This window comes from Bifidobacterium myosotis (assembly GCF_002259745.1).
In the GTDB taxonomy this organism is placed as follows: domain Bacteria; phylum Actinomycetota; class Actinomycetes; order Actinomycetales; family Bifidobacteriaceae; genus Bifidobacterium; species Bifidobacterium myosotis.
This window is the reverse complement of sequence record NZ_MWWW01000018.1, coordinates 1-18,792: the sequence shown is the minus strand read 5'-3', so window position 1 is coordinate 18,792 and position 18,792 is coordinate 1. Positions and strand designations below refer to the sequence as shown.

The following is an 18,792-nucleotide window of genomic DNA, read 5'->3' as shown; positions in this document are numbered from 1 at the left end:
CGCCTCTGGAACGACGCGAGACGCGACGGCGACGAGGAGGGGGCGAAGCGCATGCGCGGCGTCAAATACGCCGTGTTGAAGAACCCGGACCGATTGACCGACCGGCAGGACGAATCCCTCGCCGCATTGGGGAACACGGACCCCAAGGGCCAGCTCTACCGCGCATGGCGGCTCAAGGAACTGCTGAGGAACCTGCTCAAGCACCCGCTCGGACAGGCCACGGCGGAGCTCAGGCACTGGGTGTTCTGGGCGTCCCACAGCCGCATCCCCGAGATCGTCGAACTCTCCCAAAAAATCCGCAGACGGCGGCCCGACATCCTCAGGACGATCGAGCTCGGCTACTCCAACGCCAGGCTCGAGGCGTTCAACAACCGGATCAAGGTCACCATCCGCATGGCCTACGGCTTCCACCACGTGAACAACCTCATCGCCCTGGTCATGCTCCGATGCGGCGGCCTCGACATCCGACTACCGAAACCCAACCCCTAACCCACGAAAACAGCAGAAGCCTCAGAATTGGAAGAAGGCCATTGCCCTTGTTGCTTCCGCTGCCGCTCTCGTGAGCGTCGCCGCGTGTGGTTCCAGCAACGCCGGTGGTGACGGTGGTTCCAGCGATTCCGGCAAGAAGACCGTGGGCTTCGTGGCCGTCGGTCCTGAGGGCGGCTTCCGTACCGCCAACGAGAACGACATCAAGGCCGCGTTCAAGGATGCCGGCTTCGAACTGGTCTACTCGCCGACCCAGAACAACGATCAGCAGAAGCAGATTCAGGCCTTCAACAAGTTCGTCAACGATGAGGTGGACGCCATCATCCTGTCCTCCACCGAGGACTCCGGTTGGGACGACTCCCTGAAGAAGGCCGCCGAGGCCGAGATTCCGGTCTTCACCGTGGATCGTAACGTCGAGGTCAAGGACGACGCCGCCAAGAAGGCCATCGTCTCCCACATCGGCCCGTCCAACGAGTGGGCCGGCGAGCAGGCCGCCGAGTTCGTGAACAAGAACTTCCCGGACGGCGCCAACGGCTTCATCCTGGAAGGCCCGGCCGGCCTGTCCGTGGTGAAGGATCGTGGCACCGGCTGGTCCAACAAGGTCGGCTCCAACATCAAGGTCCTCGAGTCCCAGTCCGCCAACTGGTCCACTGATGAGGCCAAGACCGTGACCGCCGGTCTGCTCGACAAGTACAAGTCCGAGAACCCGCAGTTCATCTTCGCCCAGAACGACGAGATGGGCCTCGGTGCCGCTCAGGCCGTTGACGCCGCCGGCCTCAAGGGCAAGGTCAAGATCATCACCATCGATGGTACGAAGAACGCCCTGCAGGCCCTGGTCGACGGTGACCTCTCCTACGTGATCGAGTACAACCCGATCTTCGGCAAGGAGACCGCTCAGGCCGTCAAGGATTACCTGGATGGCAAGACCGTCGAGAAGGACATCCAGATCGAGTCCAAGACCTTCGATGCCGCTTCCGCCAAGGAAGCCCTGGACAACGGCAGCCGCGCATACTGACGGCAACCTGATCCTGATGCAGACGAACCGAACTGAATGAATGATGGTGTGAGAGGGATTCCGATTCCTTCCACACCATCACTCATGTTCGGCCGAAACATCACAAAACGATAACAAATCCCTTTTCGTTTAAGGCAAAGACATGACTGATAAAACCCCTATCGTCGTGATGAAGGGCATCACGATTGAATTCCCGGGCGTCAAGGCTTTGGACGGTGTCGACCTGACCCTGTACCCGGGCGAAGTGCACGCTCTCATGGGTGAGAACGGTGCAGGCAAGTCGACCATGATCAAGGCTTTGACCGGTGTCTACAAGATTGACGCCGGCTCCATCACCGTGGAAGGCAAGCCGCAAAGCTTCAACGGCACGCTCGACGCCCAGAACGCCGGCATCGCCACCGTGTACCAGGAAGTGAACCTGTGCACCAACCTCTCCGTCGGCGAGAACGTGATGCTGGGCCACGAAAAGCGTGGACCGTTCGGCATCGACTGGAAGAAGACCCACGAAGCCGCCAAGACGTATCTGGCACAGATGGGTCTGGAATCCATTGATCCGCACACCCCGCTGAGCTCCATCTCCATCGCCATGCAGCAGCTGGTCGCCATCGCACGCGCCATGGTCATCAACGCCAAGGTGCTGATCCTCGACGAGCCGACCTCCTCCCTGGACGCCAACGAGGTGCAGGACCTGTTCAAGATCATGCGCAAGGTGCGTGACTCGGGCGTGGCCATCCTGTTCGTCTCCCACTTCCTCGACCAGATCTACGAGATCACCGACCGCCTGACCATCCTGCGCAACGGCAAGTTCATCAAGGAGGTCATGACCAAGGACACCCCGCGCGACGAGCTCATCGGCATGATGATCGGCAAGTCCGCCGCCGAGCTGAGCCAGATCGGCGCCAAGAAGTCCCGCCGCGAGATCGAGCCCGGCGAGAAGCCGCTGCTCGAGGCCAAGGGTCTGGGCAAGAAGGGCACCATCAACCCGGTCGACCTCGACATCTACAAGGGCGAGGTCGTCGGCTTCGCCGGCCTGCTGGGCTCCGGCCGTACCGAGCTCGGCCGTCTCCTCTACGGCGCCGACAAGCCGGATTCGGGCACGTACGAGTTCAACGGCAAGAAGGTCAACATCTCCGACCCGTACACCGCCCTGAAGAACAAGATCGCCTACTCCACCGAGAACCGTCGTGACGAGGGCATCATCGGCGACCTGACCGTCCGCCAGAACATGCTCATCGCCCTGCAGGCCACCCGCGGCATGTTCAACCCGATTCCGAAGAAGGAAGCGGACGCGATCGTCGATAAGTACATGGAGGAACTCAACGTTCGTCCGCGCGACCCCGACCGCCCGATCAAGAACCTCTCCGGTGGTAACCAGCAGAAGGTGCTCATCGGCCGTTGGCTGGCCACCCACCCCGAGCTGCTCATCCTCGACGAGCCGACCCGTGGTATCGATATCGGCGCCAAGGCCGAAATCCAGCAGGTCGTGCTCGACCTCGCCTCCAAGGGCATGGGCGTCGTCTTCATCTCCTCCGAGCTTGAAGAGGTCGTGCGTCTGTCCGACGACATCGAGGTCCTCAAGGATCGCCACAAGATCGCAGAAATCGAAAACGGCGACACGGTCTCCCAGGCGACCATCGTCGAAACCATCGCCAACACCAACGTGAACGGAAAGGAGGCGTGAGATGGCTGAAAAGGCAAAGGAAGAGGGCAATGCCCTCGTCAAGAAGCTGCTGAGCAACAACCTGACTTGGTCTGTCGTCGCATTCATCCTGCTGATTGTCATCTGCACCATCTTCCAGCATGACTTCCTCGCTCTGAGCTGGAACACCAACACCGGCGGTCTGGCCGGCCCGCTGATCACCATGCTTCAGGAGTCCGCCCGATACCTGATGATCGCCACCGGCATGACCCTGGTCATCTCCACCGCCGGCATCGACCTTTCCGTCGGTTCCGTGATGGCCGTGGCCGGTGCTGCCGCGATGCAGTCCCTGTCCAACGGCGTGAACGTGTGGGTCTCCATCCTCATCGCCCTGGCCGTCGGCCTGGTCATCGGCTGCGTCAACGGCGCTCTGGTCTCCCTGCTCGGCCTCCAGCCGTTCATCACCACCCTGATCATGATGCTCGCCGGCCGTGGTATCGCCAAGGTGATCACCTCCGGTGAGAACACTGATGCCTCCGCCGTCGCCGGCAACGAGCCGCTGCGCTGGATCGCCAACGGCTTCATCCTCGGCATCCCCGCCAACTTCGTCATCGCCGTGGTCATCGTGATCCTCGTCGGCCTGCTGTGCCGCAAGACCGCCATGGGTATGATGATCGAGGCCGTCGGCATCAACCAGGAAGCCTCCCGCATGACCGGTATCAAGCCGAAGAAGATTCTCTTCCTCGTCTACGCCGTTTCCGGCTTCCTCGCGGCCATCGCCGGTCTGTTCGCCACCGCATCCGTGATGCGCGTTGACGTGGTCAAGACCGGTCAGGACCTCGAAATGTACGCCATTCTGGCGGTCGTCATCGGCGGCACCTCGCTGCTCGGTGGCAAGTTCTCCCTCGCCGGCTCCGCTGTCGGCGCCGTGATTATCGCCATGATCCGCAAGACCATCATCACCCTCGGCATCAACGCCGAGGCAACCCCGGCCTTCTTCGCCGTCGTGGTGATCGTGATCTGCGTGATGCAGGCTCCGAAGATTCACAACCTGGGTGCGGCGATGAAGCGCAAGCGCGCACTCCAGGCTCAAGCTAAGGCGGTGGCAGCATGACAACAGCTACGGCAAACAAAGTGAAGGCTCCCAAGAAGGGCTTCAAGATCGATCGTCAGATGATCCCGACCCTCGCGGCCGTGGTGATCTTCCTCCTGATGATCATCATGGGACAGGCTCTGTTCGGCACCTACATCCGACTGGGCTTCATCTCCTCCCTGTTCATCGACCACGCCTACCTGATCATCCTGGCCGTGGCCATGACCCTGCCGATTCTGACCGGTGGTATCGATCTGTCGGTCGGCGCCATTGTGGCCATCACCGCAGTCGTCGGCCTCAAGCTGGCGAACGCCGGTGTGCCCGCCGTGCTGGTCATGATCATCATGCTGCTCATCGGCGCCGTGTTCGGCCTGCTGGCCGGTACGCTGATCGAGGAGTTCAACATGCAGCCGTTCATCGCCACGCTGTCGACGATGTTCCTGGCCCGTGGTATCGCCTCCATCATCTCCACCGACTCGCTGACCTTCCCGGACAGCAACAACTTCGCGTTCATCGCGAACGAGATCAAGATCATCGACAACCCGAAGATCTCCAACGATCTGTCCTTCAACGTCGGCGTGATCATCGCCCTGCTGGTCGTCGTGTTCGGCTACATCTTCCTGCACCACACCCGCACCGGCCGCACCATCTACGCCATCGGTGGCTCCCGTTCCTCCGCGGAGCTCATGGGTCTGCCGGTCAAGCGCACGCAGTACACCATCTACCTGACCTCCGCGACGCTCGCCGCCCTGGCCTCGATCGTGTACACCGCGAACATCGGTTCCGCCAAGAACACCGTGGGTGTCGGCTGGGAGCTCGACGCCGTGGCCTCCGTGGTCATCGGCGGTACGATCATCACCGGTGGCTTCGGCTACGTGCTCGGCTCCGTGCTCGGCGCTCTGGTCCGCTCCATCCTCGACCCGCTCACCTCCGACTTCGGTGTGCCGGCCGAATGGACCACCATCGTGGTCGGCCTCATGATCCTCGTCTTCGTCGTCCTGCAGCGTGCGGTGATGGCAGTCGGGGAACGGAAATAGCGGATTGCCCGCCGGTCTCCATCAGCGGAGGCCGCGGGTGGGCATTCTGCCTCACCGATAATCGAATACAACTGAAGAACAACTGAATAATAACTAAACAATAACTGAAAAAGGCGGGCCGCTTCCGGTCTCGTTCCCCGCTCGAACCACTGCCATCGTCGGCGGCGGAACGAAACGGTACGCCACTTGCGGCCCGCCACTATTCCTTTTTTGCTTTCTCCTTTTCTTCCTTTCATCGCACTTGGGGCGCGGTCCGGTTCCTCCGGCCGCGCCCCAAGTGTTTTTGCGTTGGTTGGTGGTTGTTTGTTGTTTGGTGGTGGATGGTTGATTGATGGTTGGTGGGCATCAGGCTGGCTGGCGATGGGTGGTGGTTGGTGGATGCGGTGGGATAAGTCGGTGAGAGTAGACGGCATGCGGTGGAAGTACCGGTAATATGTGCCGACGTTTGGCGTTGCACCGTAACAGTTGCAGTCGGATCATGCGGGTTGGTTGTCGGTTTTTCGTATGTTCGTTTGTTGACTGTCGGATGGTGTTGCACGGTGACGGTCGTCGTCGGATCTTGCAGTGTCGAATCTTGCAGGATTTTGCAGGTTAACTGTCGTATTTCCGTATTGTCGTTTTTTCATATGTTGACTGTCGGATTTCGACGCACCAGTGTCGGACCTCGTATGTTGGCTGTCGGATTTCGACGGTTGACTGTCGGACCTCGTACGGTATATGCACGAAATCCGACACTCAATCGTCGAGGTCCGACACTGATGTGACGAGGTCCGACAGTCAATCGTCGAAATCCGACAGCCAAATGTTGGGGTCTTCCTACGTCGGGGATTCGTTTGCTTGTGTGTCTTTGCGAGAGGTTCCGCCGCGGCGGGACGCGCTCATGGCGAGTCATGGCATGCGTATCGTCATTTTGAGGGCGAACTCATCGAACGTGAATCCACGGCGGTTGATTCCGAACAGTGACGGGTCTGTGGTCGGTGCGGTTAACCGCGAAGAGTCCGGGACTGCGGCTGATGTTGAACGGGCCGGATTCGGTGCCGTCAGCCGATGCGACTGCAGCAATGCGACCCGATGCCGTTCTGATGGCGGCGGATGAGTCTTCCGTGCACTCTAGTATTCCTTGATGGCGGTAACGGGATGCAACTTACGCGAGAAGCGGCTCGCTCCTATCTGTAACACTCAATACAGCACTGCACACGCCGGTTGGTAAACCTGACTTCCAGACGTTTCACAATGATGATGTAGAGGAGATCTATCATGCCCCAATCGCAGCGGCAGTCCGATTCCGCCGGCATCCAGCATGTCGTGGACAGCGAGCGCATCCCACCGCGACTCATCGGCGCCATCGTGGCCGTGGGGTCGCTGGCCTTCATTGGCATTCTCACCGAAACCGTGATGACCGTGCTCTTCCCGGCCCTGATGCGCGAGTTTAACGTCGACACCGCCACCGTGCAGTGGATCACCACAATTTACCTGCTTTCCGTGGCGGCCTCGATGCCGATCAGTTCGTTCCTCAAGCGGCGGTTCCGCCTCAAGGCTATCTTCCTGGCCGCTGTGGCGCTCGGTGTCACCGGCTCGCTCATCATGATCGTGGCGCAGGCGTTCCCGCTGATGATTCTGGCCCGCATCATCCAGGGCGTCGGTTCCGGCGTCGCCACGCCGCTGATGATCAACATCATCCTCGAGCAGTCGCCGCGTTCCAAAATCGGCCGTCTCATGGGCGTCGGTTCGCTGGTGATCACCGTGGCCCCGGCCATCGGCCCGACCGTGGGCGGCGCGGTGACCAGTGTCTTGCCGTGGCGTGCGATTTTCGTCGGCGCGGTGCCGCTGATGCTCATCGCCGCGGTGATCGGCTGCATCTGCATCGAGCAGCGCACGCCCACCGAGGATGCCTATCTCGACCCGGTCCAGCTGTGTCTGATCGTCCTGGCGCTGGTGGGCCTCGTCCTCGCCCTGAATCAGGGCGGCGTGGCCGTCAGCGCGGCGGTGAGCGGGGGAGCGGCCGCGCGTCCCGGAATCGTCGCCGTGGTGAGCCTCATCGTGGGCCTTGGCGCCCTGATCTTGTTCGCCAAGAGCTCCCAGCGCGCCTTCTCCCCGTTGCTGCGACTGGGCATCCTGCGTGACCCGGCCGTGCTGCTTCATGCCATCGCCTATCTGCTGCTGCCGCTGGTGGGTATCGGCTATGGCTATGTGATTACCAATGTGTCGCAGCTGTCGCTCGGCACGTCCGCCTTCGTGGCCGGCTCGCTGGTGCTGCCCGGTGCGTTGATCGGTGCGGTGTGTGCACCCGTGGGCGGCTGGTTCTACGACCGCTTCGGCGCGGTCAAGCCGATTCTCATCCCACTGGGCATTGCGATTCTGGGACCGGTGCTCATGCTCGTCTTCTCCATGCACCTCACGCCGGGATTGCTGGCCGGATTCTACTTCATTTTCGGTTTCTTCTACGCCATCGGCAACGCGAACGTGATGACCAGCGGCCTGTCCGAGGTGCCGCACGAGTTCCGTCCGGACGGCAACGCCATCTTCAACACCTGCCTGCAGTTCGGCGGTGCGGCTGGAACCGCCCTGTTCTCCACTGTGCTGACCGTGGCCCAAGCGGGTGCCGGGGCCGAGGGCACGCCGCAGTTCGCGCACGCCACCGCCGTGGGCGGCGCATGGACCTTCGCCGTGATGATCGTGATCTGTCTGATCGGATGGGGATGTCTGGCCACCGCCTTCCGCATCCGTGCGCGCCGCGGTCCTATTCAGGCCGCCTGACGCCGATTATTTGTGTGGAGCCCGGAATCCGGAACGCCATCCTTGGTGCACGGATCAGGTGCACGGATCAGGGGGATACAGCACAATATCCGCACTGCGGCCTAGTTTGTGAAGCATGGGAATCGAGAACACGCATAAGCTGATCGTCAACTGTCTGCCGCTGGATGCCGCCGAGCGTCAGGCGTTCGTCAAGGCCGCACGGGACGTGCCGCAGGAGTTCGTCGGGAGCGAAGACCATCGCGGCGACATGGTTTGGCCGGTGAGTATCCCCGATGAGCTGAAGTCCCAGGCCACCGCGGTCATCGGCAATTTCCCGGTCTCCGAGGCCGAGCGGTACACGCGACTTGAGTGGCTGCAGACCTTCAGCGCTGGTGTGGACGCCTACATTCGGCCCGGTGTGCTGCCACGGGGAACTATGGTCACCAATGCCACCGGCGCTTACGGCCGTAGCGTCTCCGAGCACATGTTCGCCATGATGTGGTCGCTGATGAAGAACCTCAACCAGTACGCGGTCAACCAGCACGACCATCGCTGGCATGATCAGGGCACGGTACTCAGTCCCGAAGGCGGCATCGCCCTGGTCATCGGCGCGGGTGACATCGGCTCGCACTTCGCCCAGCTGGCACAGGCCGTGGGCTTGCGTACGTTTGGCGTGCGACGTCATCCGGATGCGCCGGCCAAGGGCATCGAGAAGATGTATGGGTTCGACCGTCTTGATGCGCTGCTGCCGCTGGCGGATGTGGTGGCGCTGGCGGTGCCGCGCTCGCCGCAGACCCATCATCTGCTGGATGCGGACCGGCTTGCACGGCTCAAGCCCACCGCCATCGTGCTCAATGCGGGCCGTGGCGATGCCATCGACTCCGAGGCCCTTGCCGCGGCCTTGGCCGAGGGGAGGCTGCGCGGCGCGGGACTCGACGTCACCGAGCCCGAGCCGTTGCCGGCCGACAGTCCTCTGTGGGACGAGCCGCGTTGCCTCATCACCCCGCATGTCGCCGGCGGCAACCATCTCAAAGAAACCTCCGAGCAGATCATCCGCATCGCGCTGACCAATGTGTCCAGGTACGCCAAGCAGCAGGAGTTGCTCAACCTCGTCGGCCGCTGATGGCGCGTTGCCGGCGTGCCGAAACGTGATGCGCGTGATGGATTGATTGACTGATTGACTGATGAATGGATTGATTAACTGACCGATTGTGCCGTTCTCGGGCAGGTATGGAATGTGGAGCGTCCCCGTCATTCTGAGAGGAGCCCCTGCGTAGGATGGCGGGAAGTCTTCTCATGATGGCGGGAACGCCCCACATTTGGAATGACGGAGCAACAGCGCTGCCTGTGCGTGTCTGGTTCGCGAAATGAATTGTCGCTCATTGCGGGACGCATGTGCGAAACGACCGATTTTGCACATGCGTCCCGTAGCGTTCCATAGGACCGCGCGCCACGCTTTTCAAGAAACGGCGGAATTCCAATGATTCCGCGATGCAGGATGTGGGACGCATGTGCAAAACAGGCCGGAATGTATTTCCGTCCCGCAGCGAATTGGGACGCATGTGCAAAACAACTGATTTTGCATTTGCGTCCCGCCGGACCGCGCCGCGGACAGCATCGCAACACCGCCTCCCGCCAAGACAGGAGAGTCATTCCGGAGCCGGTGACTGGCTCCGACCGTCGGGTCCCACCAAACATGGTAATGGGGATGCGCCGCATGTACCGCGGTGCATCCCCATTACGCATATATGCCACAGGCAGGGCGGAATCAGTCGGCCATCATCGGCCGAGAGCGGACATCATCACCACTGGTTGGCGCCGGTGCCCTCGAACTTCACGGTGAAACCGCGCTGGTAGTGCAGGAACATGGCGGCGCCGTAGCGGTCGACCGGACGGTGGGTGAAGAGCATGCGGATGGCGAAGGCGGTCTGCACGTCCTCCGGGAGGGCGAGGAACGCCTTGTGAGCATCCCAGTACGGGTTGGTGGTGATGGCGGCGTCCGGCACGTAGGCGTAGCCGTAGCCATCCTCGTTCACGTAGCCCATGAACGGCAGATCCCAAGCGTTGTGGTTGGTGAGCTGCTGCTTGAAGTACTCAACCTCGGCCAGCGCCTGGTCGCTGATGCCGAACTTCTTGGCGACCTCGTTGCCGTGGGACGTCTTGGTGTCCGCGTCCTTGTTGAACAGGTCAGGGTCGACGATGATGAGCTTCTCTTCCGCCATGATGATGGTCCTTTCATTCGGTGACCGTTCCCGCCACGGCCGCCATAACGGTATTGTGGATGTGCGGTTTGGGAATCATTCGCACATCATTCAGCCTCCTCGTGTGGTGGAGGAGGCTGCGCTTAGTATCGCGCTGGTTCCTAAGCCTAACACTTGAAAAGCTCGGAATAGAGCCGATTTGCCGATTTTTAACCTTGCGGTAACGTGTTTGGGAGGTTCTGTACGTCTCTGTGTAAGTGTGTTCACATACTGCGCAAACGAACAATAATCATGTTCGTATTTGCTGAAAACGGGACATGATGAAGGCCATGAACCTTGGATGGGTTCATGGCCTTCATCAGAGTGCGCCGAACGTTGCCTGATGGCTGACGTTGACGATTCAGCCCGTCGGCTTGCCGGACATCGGCTTGGCCGGTCTGGGCCTGACCGATGGGATGAGCCGCGTCACCGCGACTGCAGTCGTCGGAGTTTCGGCGTGGCTCTATGAATATGCGGCGGATACACGATCCGTCTATCAATCCGCGTCAGTCGGTGAGCTCCTGACCGTTGCCGTCCTTGTGCCACGGAGAGCCGTACTGGCTGGAGAGGATGAGGATGCCCTCGACCAGACCCCAGATCGCGGCGGCGATCGGGCCAAGGCCGAGCAGAATCCAACCGACCAGCGTGAGCAGCAGCTGGGCCACCGCCTTGCCGGTGTAGCCCAGATAGAAGTTGTGGACGCCCAAAGAGCCAAGGAAGATGCCAAGCAGGCCGGCAGCCATCTTGGACTTGGCTCCGTAGGCGGCGGCCGGGGCCGCATATTGGGGAGCCGCATACGGCTGCGTGTAGGGGTTGGTGGGCTGGCCGTAAGGCTGCTGTCCGTACGCGCCCGCGGGCTGTCCGTAGGCGCCGGCCGGCTGCTGCGCGCCATACACCGGCTGGGCCGGCTGGCCATAGGGCTGGCTGTACTCGCCGGTCGGCTGTGCGGGCTGTCCATACTGGTACGGCGCGTATCCGGCGGCCTGCGCCGGCTGACCGGGCTGGACGTACGATTGCGTCGGCTGCTGGCCGTAGGCCCCGGATGCCGGGTCGGCGTAGGATGCGCCCTGCTGCGTCGATTCGGGAGCGGAAGGCTGATACTCGCCGTATGCGTTGGCCGGTTGCGCGTATGCGCCGTTGCTCTGGGCGGGTTGGTTGTACTCCGGCTGCGTGTTCGCCGAATTCTCCGGCTGCTGTTCCGGATTGGCCGGGATATACGGTTGTTGGTTGTCGCTCATCGTTGGGTTCCCTTCTCTGGATAGACGGCGTCGCCGTTGTTGCCAACCATCATCTCACGTTTTATATGGAAGCGGAACATGCCACTCTGTGCGGTCGCTATTCGCGGACGAGCCGGATGTGCTCCACGTCCTTGCGCTTCGAGCGGCGGAAGATCACGAAACGATTGCCGATGGACTGCACCACTTCGGCGTTGAGCTGCTCGGCAAGCTGTTCGGCCGCTTCCTTGGCGGTCAGGCCCGAGCCGTCCTGCACGGCGACCTTGATGAGCTCATGCTTCTCGATGGTTTCGTCGGCCTGCTTGATGGCCGCCTCGGTCAGGTCGTTCTTGCCGACATAGAGCAGCGGCTTGAGCGAGTTCGCCAGCGCGCGCAGCTGCTTGATTTGCTTTTTGGTCAATGCCATGGAAGTTCCTTACGTTCAAGTGACCACAACAGCATACCCGCCGGTCGCGTCATGCGTGCCGGCCGACATCGCTCACAGCGCCACGATGGCCGCGATATAGCCAATCACCGCCACGGCGAATATCGCATCCTTGGGGCCGGGCGCGAAGACCCGCCAATGCGTCCGGGCGATGCCCTCCTCATAGCAGCGCGCATCCAACGCCAGCGACAGATTGTCCGCGTGGCGCAGGGTGCCGGCGAACACCGGCACGATGATCGCGCTCATCGCCTTGATGCGCTGCGTGAGCGAGCCCGTCTCGATCGAACCGCCCCGGGCCGCCTGCGCGTCCACGATCGAGCGCGTCTCGTCGGTGAGCGTGGGAATGAACCGCAGCGCCAGACTCATCACCAGCGCGATCTCCTGCGCGTGCAGCCCGAACCGGGCGAACGGCCGCAGCAACGCCTCGAAGGCGTCCGTCATGGCGGTGGGCGTGGTGGTTGCGAGGAACACCGCTCCCAGAATGATGACCAACGCGAATCGGCAGGCGTACAGCACGGCGATGGTCACGCCTTGGTCGGTGATGCTGAACGGCCCCCACGCGACCAACGGCGTGCCGGTGCGCACCACGATCAGATTGCAAAGGCTCATCAGGATGAGCAGCGCCAGAATCGGGTGGATCGACGCGAGTACGCGAATCGGATTGAGACGGGCGAAGAGCATCACCGCCAACGTGAGCGTGACGCCAAGCGCCAGCTGTACGGGCGTGTTCACTGCGAACATCGTGAACATCGCGGCCAGGAATCCCACCATCTTCACGCGCGGGTCGAGCCTGTGGATCGGCGAGTGGCGACGGTTGGGAACGGCGGGCTCGGTCGGAGCATGCGATTCGTGGACCGATTCGCAGGGCACATCGGGAGCGGCGTCGTGGGCCATGTTATGGGCTGATTCGGGAGTGCCGTCGCTACGGGATGTTTTGCCGGACGCTGTGTGGGCCGACGTTGTGTAGGGCGATGCGTTGGCACCGTTCGTTTTCGACATATCGGCCGTCGTGCCTCTGCCGGTTTGCCCGGCGTGGGAGGCGATGGGCATGCGCACCACGCGGTCTCCCAGCTCCTCGGCCTCCGCTCGGTCATGCGTGATGATGAGCATCGTCACGCCGCGGGCCTTCAGTGTGTGGAGCAGCTCGTGGATGCGGGCCTTGGCATGCACGTCCAGACTGGCGGTCGGTTCATCCATGACGAGCACATCCGGCCGGCATGCCACCACGCCGGCGATGGCCGCAAGCCGCTGTTGCCCGCCGGACAGGTCGAAGGGGGGGCGGTCGGCCAGATGCTCGATGTGAAGCAGCGACAGCGCCTCCCGGACGCGCTCGTCGACCTCGGACTCGGACAGTCCTTGGTTGCGCGGGCCGTAGGCCACATCCTCGGCCACCGTATCCGCGAACAACTGATGCTCCGGGTGCTGCATCACGTATCCCACACGGCGACGCAGTTGTGCGAGCTGCTTGCGATTGGCTGATTTCAACCGTTGCACGGTACCGTCGTTGCCGACAATCGGCGCGCGCTTGTCCCATGCCACCGGAATCCCGGCCACCGTAATGCTGCCTGCGCTCGGCTTTGCCAGCGCGCACAGGAGCCGTGCCAGCGTGGACTTGCCGGAACCGTTGGAACCCATCAGCGCCACCGTCTCGCCTTTGGTGATGGTGAAGGACAGGTCATCGATCACCGGCGGCTGGTCGCCCGCGTACCGGTAGGAGAGATGGGAGACGCGAATGATAGGGGCGGGGGAGGAGCTGGCTGGAGCCTCAACGGAGGTCCCGGCCGGAGACGCTGCCGCTCCAGACACGACACCTGCCAAAGCGCTGGAGGAGGTGATTGTCGTGCCGGGCGGGACGACGCCCCTGATATCGGTTGAGATGTCGGCTGTTATGGTTGCTGAGGTGCCGTTCGCGGCATCGGTCGCGACTTCGGCCGAGGTGCCCAATAGCGGCAACGGAGCGGTGATGACGTTCACGCCGGAGCCGGTGGCAGTTGTGTCGATAGCAGTGGAAATCGTATCGGAGAGCGCGGAAGGCTCCGGACAGTCCGCAGCTTCATTGCCGGGAGCATCCGCGATGATGCGACCGGTAGCCATATGCACCACACGGTCCGCATGCCGCGTCTCGTCCGGGTGGTGGGTGACGTGCACGATGGTGGTGCCCCGCGACTGCAGGACATCAAGCACGCGCATCACTTCGGCGCGCGCGGTTTCGTCCAACATGGCGGTCGGTTCATCCAGCACCAGCATGGACGGGTTCATCGCCAGCATCCCCGCGATGGCGGCGCGCTGCTGCTGGCCGCCGCTCATACGGGTGGGGTCGGCGTCGCGGTGCGAGGCGAGGCCCACGGCGTCAAGCGTCTGCGTGATGCGATCGCCGATTCGCTCTCGTGCGATGCCCAGATTCTCGGGGCCGAAAGCTACATCGTCCTCCACCACGGTGGTGACGATCTGATCTTCCGGATTCTGGAACACCATGCCAATGCCGCGTCGGGCTGCGCGGTATGCATCGGCGTCCGGTCCGGACTGTGGGGCGTAGACGGTATGCCCGAGCAGCACGATTCGACCGTCATCGGGGGCGGTCAGGCCTGCGATCAGACGGGCCAGTGTCGATTTTCCCGAGCCGTTCGGTCCCACGAGGCACATCCGCTCTCCGGCATGGATGGTCAACGACACATCGTCCAGAGCCCATGTCGCGCCGCGGTCATAGCTGAACCGGACATGCTGCAGTTCGGCGACGGGGGCCAAGGCGGGGGAGTGGCTATCTGTCATGAATCGCTTTCTGGAATCCTGTGGTTTTTGGGGACGCGCGTGCGATTACGGGCGGGTGCGAACGAGCGCAGATGGATGGTCGCACGCGGCGGAGTGGACGGGAAAACGTCTTCAGAGACGGTAAGTACGCGACTCAACGAAGGTGCCGCGTACTTACCGTCTCCACAAGGGGTGAAACGGACGGTAAGTACGCGCCTATGTCGTTGAGCCGCGTACTTACCGTCCGTTCATACTGCGCGGTCGCATCCTTTCGGCGGCCGCAGCAGTTCAGCGCTGCTTGGACAGCAGGTTGGAGACCGGCTTGTAGATCAGGAAGGTGACCACGGCGTGAATCGCCATCTTGGCCACGTTGAACGGCAGCAGAATCGGCACGATCATCGCGGCCACGGCTTCCACGGTCATGTGCGCGTAGATCGGGGTCACGACGAGGTTGCCCACGATGGCGGCGACGATGGCGAGCACCGCGCCGGCGAGAATGCCCAGCGCGGCACCCTTGCGCGTGCGGTTCGCGCGGTAGATGAACGAAGCCGGCACGGACAGGCACAGCGCCACCAGCACTGCCATCAGCGTGCCCCACGGGTCGGCGAACACATGCGGCACGAAACCGAGCACGGAGACGATGACCGCGGCGGACGGGCCGTAGGCGAAGCCGGCGATCAGGCAGATGATGCCGGACGGATCGTACTTGAGCCAGGTCACCGGGGTGATCGGGAACTCGATGAAGCTGGTCACCATCGCCAACGCCACGAACAGCGCGTACATGGCGATGCGGCGGGTGGACCAACGGCCGGAATCGGCCACGCCGGTGGCGTGCGAGCCGAGCTTGTCGTTGACCGTCGTCGCGGATGACACGGATGCGTCGGAACCGGACGCGGCACCTTCCGCGGCGGGCGCGAGAGAACGGACGAATTGCATGCGGATACGCGAAGATACGCTCATAGGAGCCCTCGTTTCTTCCATCCGGACTGTAACCGTTGGCCCCGGAATTTCACCGAATCAGCCGCTTTCGCGGGTCGCGGGCTTCCCGCTTGCCCCGTTATGAAGCCCGGGGTGCGGGTTACCGCCAGTAAGGAATTGCACCTTCCCTGAAACTGACAGGCATATTCATACGCCATGCGGCGGACTTGCGCAAGCTGTGGTCCATATTTTTGGGCATTTCCGGGCTTGCGACGCAATGTGCCCATTGGGGCGGGATGCGGATGGGCCAGGAGTCGGATGGGGGAGAGATGGCGGGCGGGGATGCGGGAGTGGCACAGAAGTGGCACCAGATGGATATTTGCCTTGTGCCCGATAGGCATCAGCCGAACAAGCGGCCGGACAGGCGGCCGAGCGATCGACCGAACAGGACTCTACCTGTCGGACCGGTGAGATTCGATCGGCGCAGGGAAGAACGGGGGTAACGAGGGTGTGTGCCACTAGGCATTCGCGGTATGTCTGTCTGGGCGTGTCGCTTCTCGGCGAACACTCGCGAATTGTGGGACTGGATGATGAGAAGGCTGTAATTTCAGCGTTTTATGTGTGATTATGACATGATTCGGCGGGCGGTGAAGTTTGAATAATGAGGCAACTATCATGTTTTCGTCTATGTATTAACTTCGTTAATTTGTCGCGGGGGGGGGGTGATAATCGGGGGCAGATTAGTACAGAGTTCGCTCCGCGATGATGAGAGGTGAAGGATGCGCGTGATCCGGGAAGCCCGACATGCCTTGAACCGTATTCGCCATGAAGCGCAACAACGCAATGCCATCGTTTGCAAAGCCGTAGCAGGTCTCGTCGCCGCATCGCTGATGCTGACCTGCGCCGTACCCAGCGCCTATGCCCGGAACCTCGGCGGCATCACCATCGCCTCCGATTCCGGCGTGACCGCGCTCTCGGGCAACGCGTCGGCCAACGATGACACCATCGTGGCCGCCGCACAATCCGTGCGCGACCGCCGCGCCGCCGCCCGGAACGGTTCCGCGACCGCAATCGACTCCTTCTCCGACGACGAGACGGCGTTCTCGACCACTACGATTCTGGACCGGCAGTCCGATGGCACGGCGCTCGCGGACGATCTGTCCACGCTGACCCGCGATTCCGAAACGACGGCCCCGGCCGACGGCGCCACCGAGGATTCCGGCGACGCGGATGGTACGGGTGACGCCGGCAGCCGGGCCGAAGGCGACACCGCCTCTGGCGACGGGCAAGACAACCAGACCGGTCAGACCGACGGCGCCGACAACGACGGCGATACCGCGGAAACCACTGACGACGCCACCGCCGACCAGTCCCAGACCCGCGTGGCCAGCACCACCCTTGGCGGCCGCGACTTCATCGGCCAGCCCACCGTGGCCATCAATGGTAAGACCTACATCCTCATCGGCAACGAACAGCAGTTGCGCGCGATCGGCACAGGCGCGAAGGTCGTGCGCCCGATCTGGAAGGTGACGACGGCCGAGTGCCGGCAGACCGGTACCGTGCTCGGCCTTCCCACATATGGTTGGGTCGATATCGATGATGTGAAGACCCAGGTATATGCCGGTGACGCCGATCTCGACGCGAACACGACCCTGCGCAATCAGGATACCGACAGCGATCATGATGGCGCATTGTTGCCATGCGCTGTGTCGTCCAACGTTGGCGACACCAAATATCATTTCACCACGCTCGACGATCAAGGCAATGAAGTCAGCGCCAAGGCCGCTACCGGCCAGACCTATTCGTCCACCGCGAACTACATCATCTTCCGCGACATCGATCTGAGCTCCAACGCCGCCGACCAGTCCAACACCAACTGGACCCCGCTCATGTTCTCCGGGACCATGCTCGGCGCGGTAGCCGCCGACGCCGCGGCAGCCGGCACTCTATTCGATGTGATTGATGCGGATGGCCCCGGTGTAAAGAACAACCCCGCCAAGCCGGTTATCGCTCATGTTGTGGTGAATCAGCCCGAAGGCAACCTCGATGTGGACAAGCAGCAGGGCATCGGCTTCTTCGCGTCGATCACGAGCACTTCGAGCATCACGAACAATGGCAACAACAAAGGTGGTGTGCAGAGCCTGGGCACGGTCACGGTCGCCAATCTGAAGCTTGACGATGTGACCGTGAGCAACAACGCCACGGTCGCTCATGTGGATGAGACATTGGTATCTGCTCTGCTCAAGTTGGTCGGCTTGCTGCTCAAACCACTGGGCCTTAGTCTGGATGAACTGCTCACCGTACACAAGAACAACCCGTCCAATTTCGCGACCGGTGCATTCGCAGGTCGTATCTATGGTGATGTCAAGGTGACCGGTTGCGAGGTCGCAGACGCCACTGTCGCGAACGTCAAAGGCATGACCGGCGGATTCGCCGGCTACGTTGAGGGTGCAACCCGGTACGATATCGCTTCGGAGTCGCTGGGCACACTCATTACGGTGCTCACGGATATTCTGAACGTGATTCCATTTCTGGGCTTGGGCGACCTTGTCGACTGGCTGCTCGGCAGCACGTTGGGCCTGAACGCTTTGGTGCCGGTCGGTTACTACAACCCGGAGATCTCCGACTCGCATGTGGTGAACTTCAAACAGAACACTGTGATCGGCAATGATGATTCGGATTATGCAGGTGGATTCGTCGGTGCGCAGATCGGCGCGATCATTGAACAATCCTCAGTGACCAGTGAGAACGCGTTTTCCGTGAAGGCCGGGAAATATGAGGCTTCTGCTGTTTTCGTGGGTTAGGGGTTGGGTTTCGGTAGTCGGATGTCGAGGCCGCCGCATCGGAGCATGACCAGGGCGATGAGGTTGTTCACGTGGTGGAAGCCGTAGGCCATGCGGATGGTGACCTTGATCCGGTTGTTGAACGCCTCGAGCCTGGCGTTGGAGTAGCCGAGCTCGATCGTCCTGAGGATGTCGGGCCGCCGTCTGCGGATTTTTTGGGAGAGTTCGACGATCTCGGGGATGCGGCTGTGGGACGCCCAGAACACCCAGTGCCTGAGCTCCGCCGTGGCCTGTCCGAGCGGGTGCTTGAGCAGGTTCCTCAGCAGTTCCTTGAGCCGCCATGCGCGGTAGAGCTGGCCCTTGGGGTCCGTGTTCCCCAATGCGGCGAGGGATTCGTCCTGCCGGTCGGTCAATCGGTCCGGGTTCTTCAACACGGCG

Annotated in this window: 13 protein-coding genes, 1 pseudogene and 1 riboswitch; of the genes and pseudogenes, 8 read left to right on the top strand and 6 right to left on the bottom strand. The window is 62.0% G+C overall.

All coding sequences use genetic code 11. From position 1 onward, the window contains the following. From BMYO_RS08385 to BMYO_RS08355, 7 genes are all read left to right on the top strand, one after another. Nucleotides 1-489, top strand: a 489-nt coding sequence (locus tag BMYO_RS08385; RefSeq protein ID WP_233428226.1) for a transposase, incomplete at its 5' end; no start/stop codon positions are given. Nucleotides 490-529: 40 nt separating this feature from the next. Beyond that, nucleotides 530-1,501, top strand: a complete 972-nt coding sequence (gene fruE, locus BMYO_RS08380; protein ID WP_094668039.1) for a fructose ABC transporter ATP-binding protein FruE — start codon at nt 530-532, stop codon at nt 1,499-1,501. A 142-nt stretch (nt 1,502-1,643) separates the two neighbouring features. Continuing rightward, on the top strand, nt 1,644-3,182 hold the full coding sequence (fruK, locus tag BMYO_RS08375; RefSeq protein ID WP_094668038.1) for a fructose ABC transporter ATP-binding protein FruK: 1,539 nt from the start codon (nt 1,644-1,646) through the stop codon (nt 3,180-3,182). A gap of 1 nt (nt 3,183) precedes the next feature. After that, the gene (gene fruF / locus BMYO_RS08370; RefSeq protein ID WP_094668037.1) at nt 3,184-4,254 is read left to right on the top strand and encodes a fructose ABC transporter permease FruF; all 1,071 of its coding nucleotides are present in this window, start codon (nt 3,184-3,186) and stop codon (nt 4,252-4,254) included. Further along, nucleotides 4,251-5,270 (top strand): fructose ABC transporter permease FruG, encoded by a 1,020-nt coding sequence (gene fruG, locus BMYO_RS08365; RefSeq protein ID WP_094668036.1) that lies wholly within the window; start codon nt 4,251-4,253, stop codon nt 5,268-5,270. The genes fruF and fruG overlap by 4 nt, the downstream gene beginning before the upstream one ends. Before the next feature lie 1,257 nt (nt 5,271-6,527). After that, nucleotides 6,528-8,027: an MFS transporter gene (locus BMYO_RS08360; RefSeq protein ID WP_094668035.1), complete on the top strand. Its 1,500-nt coding sequence runs from the start codon at nt 6,528-6,530 to the stop codon at nt 8,025-8,027. Nucleotides 8,028-8,142: 115 nt separating this feature from the next. Beyond that, complete coding sequence (locus BMYO_RS08355; RefSeq protein ID WP_169834104.1) at nt 8,143-9,129, top strand: D-2-hydroxyacid dehydrogenase; 987 nt, start codon at nt 8,143-8,145, stop codon at nt 9,127-9,129. Between the two features lie 679 nt (nt 9,130-9,808). On the opposite strand, the gene BMYO_RS08350 is transcribed toward BMYO_RS08355, so the two are convergent. The 5 genes from BMYO_RS08350 to BMYO_RS08330 all read right to left on the bottom strand — a co-directional run bounded on the left by BMYO_RS08350 (nt 9,809) and on the right by BMYO_RS08330 (nt 15,613). Further along, nucleotides 9,809-10,228, bottom strand: coding sequence for a glycerophosphodiester phosphodiesterase (locus tag BMYO_RS08350; protein WP_094668034.1), 420 nt, complete (start codon nt 10,226-10,228; stop codon nt 9,809-9,811). A 524-nt stretch (nt 10,229-10,752) separates the two neighbouring features. Next, nucleotides 10,753-11,484: a TM2 domain-containing protein gene (locus BMYO_RS08345; RefSeq protein WP_094668033.1), complete on the bottom strand. Its 732-nt coding sequence runs from the start codon at nt 11,482-11,484 to the stop codon at nt 10,753-10,755. Between the two features lie 97 nt (nt 11,485-11,581). Further along, a complete protein-coding gene (locus BMYO_RS08340; RefSeq protein WP_143249148.1) occupies nt 11,582-11,887 on the bottom strand; it encodes a YhbY family RNA-binding protein in 306 nt (101 codons plus the stop codon). 72 nt (nt 11,888-11,959) lie between these two features. After that, a complete protein-coding gene (locus BMYO_RS08335) occupies nt 11,960-14,674 on the bottom strand; it encodes an energy-coupling factor transporter ATPase (protein WP_094668032.1) in 2,715 nt (904 codons plus the stop codon). Nucleotides 14,675-14,941: 267 nt separating this feature from the next. Continuing rightward, nucleotides 14,942-15,613, bottom strand: coding sequence for an ECF transporter S component (locus tag BMYO_RS08330; RefSeq protein WP_094668031.1), 672 nt, complete (start codon nt 15,611-15,613; stop codon nt 14,942-14,944). Between the two features lie 5 nt (nt 15,614-15,618). Then, nucleotides 15,619-15,771: riboswitch (FMN riboswitch) on the bottom strand. Nucleotides 15,772-16,953: 1,182 nt separating this feature from the next. Here BMYO_RS08330 and BMYO_RS08325 point away from each other — a divergent pair. Further along, nucleotides 16,954-18,348: pseudogene (locus BMYO_RS08325) on the top strand (cell surface protein); the annotation flags it as partial. Between the two features lie 23 nt (nt 18,349-18,371). On the opposite strand, the gene BMYO_RS08320 reads toward BMYO_RS08325, so the two are convergent. Next, on the bottom strand, nt 18,372-18,792 hold a 421-nt coding region (locus tag BMYO_RS08320), incomplete at its 5' end, for a transposase (RefSeq protein WP_233428224.1).

What these genes read in the sequence shown, in the direction of transcription:
- BMYO_RS08335 (WP_094668032.1), bottom strand. Translation starts at nt 14,674, where the DNA reads ATGACAGATAGCCACTCCCCCGCCTTGGCCCCCGTCGCCGAACTGCAG.
- fruG (WP_094668036.1), top strand. Translation starts at nt 4,251, where the DNA reads ATGACAACAGCTACGGCAAACAAAGTGAAGGCTCCCAAGAAGGGCTTC.
- BMYO_RS08355 (WP_169834104.1), top strand. Translation starts at nt 8,143, where the DNA reads ATGGGAATCGAGAACACGCATAAGCTGATCGTCAACTGTCTGCCGCTG.
- BMYO_RS08345 (WP_094668033.1), bottom strand. Translation starts at nt 11,484, where the DNA reads ATGAGCGACAACCAACAACCGTATATCCCGGCCAATCCGGAACAGCAG.
- BMYO_RS08360 (WP_094668035.1), top strand. Translation starts at nt 6,528, where the DNA reads ATGCCCCAATCGCAGCGGCAGTCCGATTCCGCCGGCATCCAGCATGTC.
- BMYO_RS08330 (WP_094668031.1), bottom strand. Translation starts at nt 15,613, where the DNA reads ATGAGCGTATCTTCGCGTATCCGCATGCAATTCGTCCGTTCTCTCGCG.
- BMYO_RS08350 (WP_094668034.1), bottom strand. Translation starts at nt 10,228, where the DNA reads ATGGCGGAAGAGAAGCTCATCATCGTCGACCCTGACCTGTTCAACAAG.
- fruF (WP_094668037.1), top strand. Translation starts at nt 3,184, where the DNA reads ATGGCTGAAAAGGCAAAGGAAGAGGGCAATGCCCTCGTCAAGAAGCTG.
- BMYO_RS08340 (WP_143249148.1), bottom strand. Translation starts at nt 11,887, where the DNA reads ATGGCATTGACCAAAAAGCAAATCAAGCAGCTGCGCGCGCTGGCGAAC.
- fruK (WP_094668038.1), top strand. Translation starts at nt 1,644, where the DNA reads ATGACTGATAAAACCCCTATCGTCGTGATGAAGGGCATCACGATTGAA.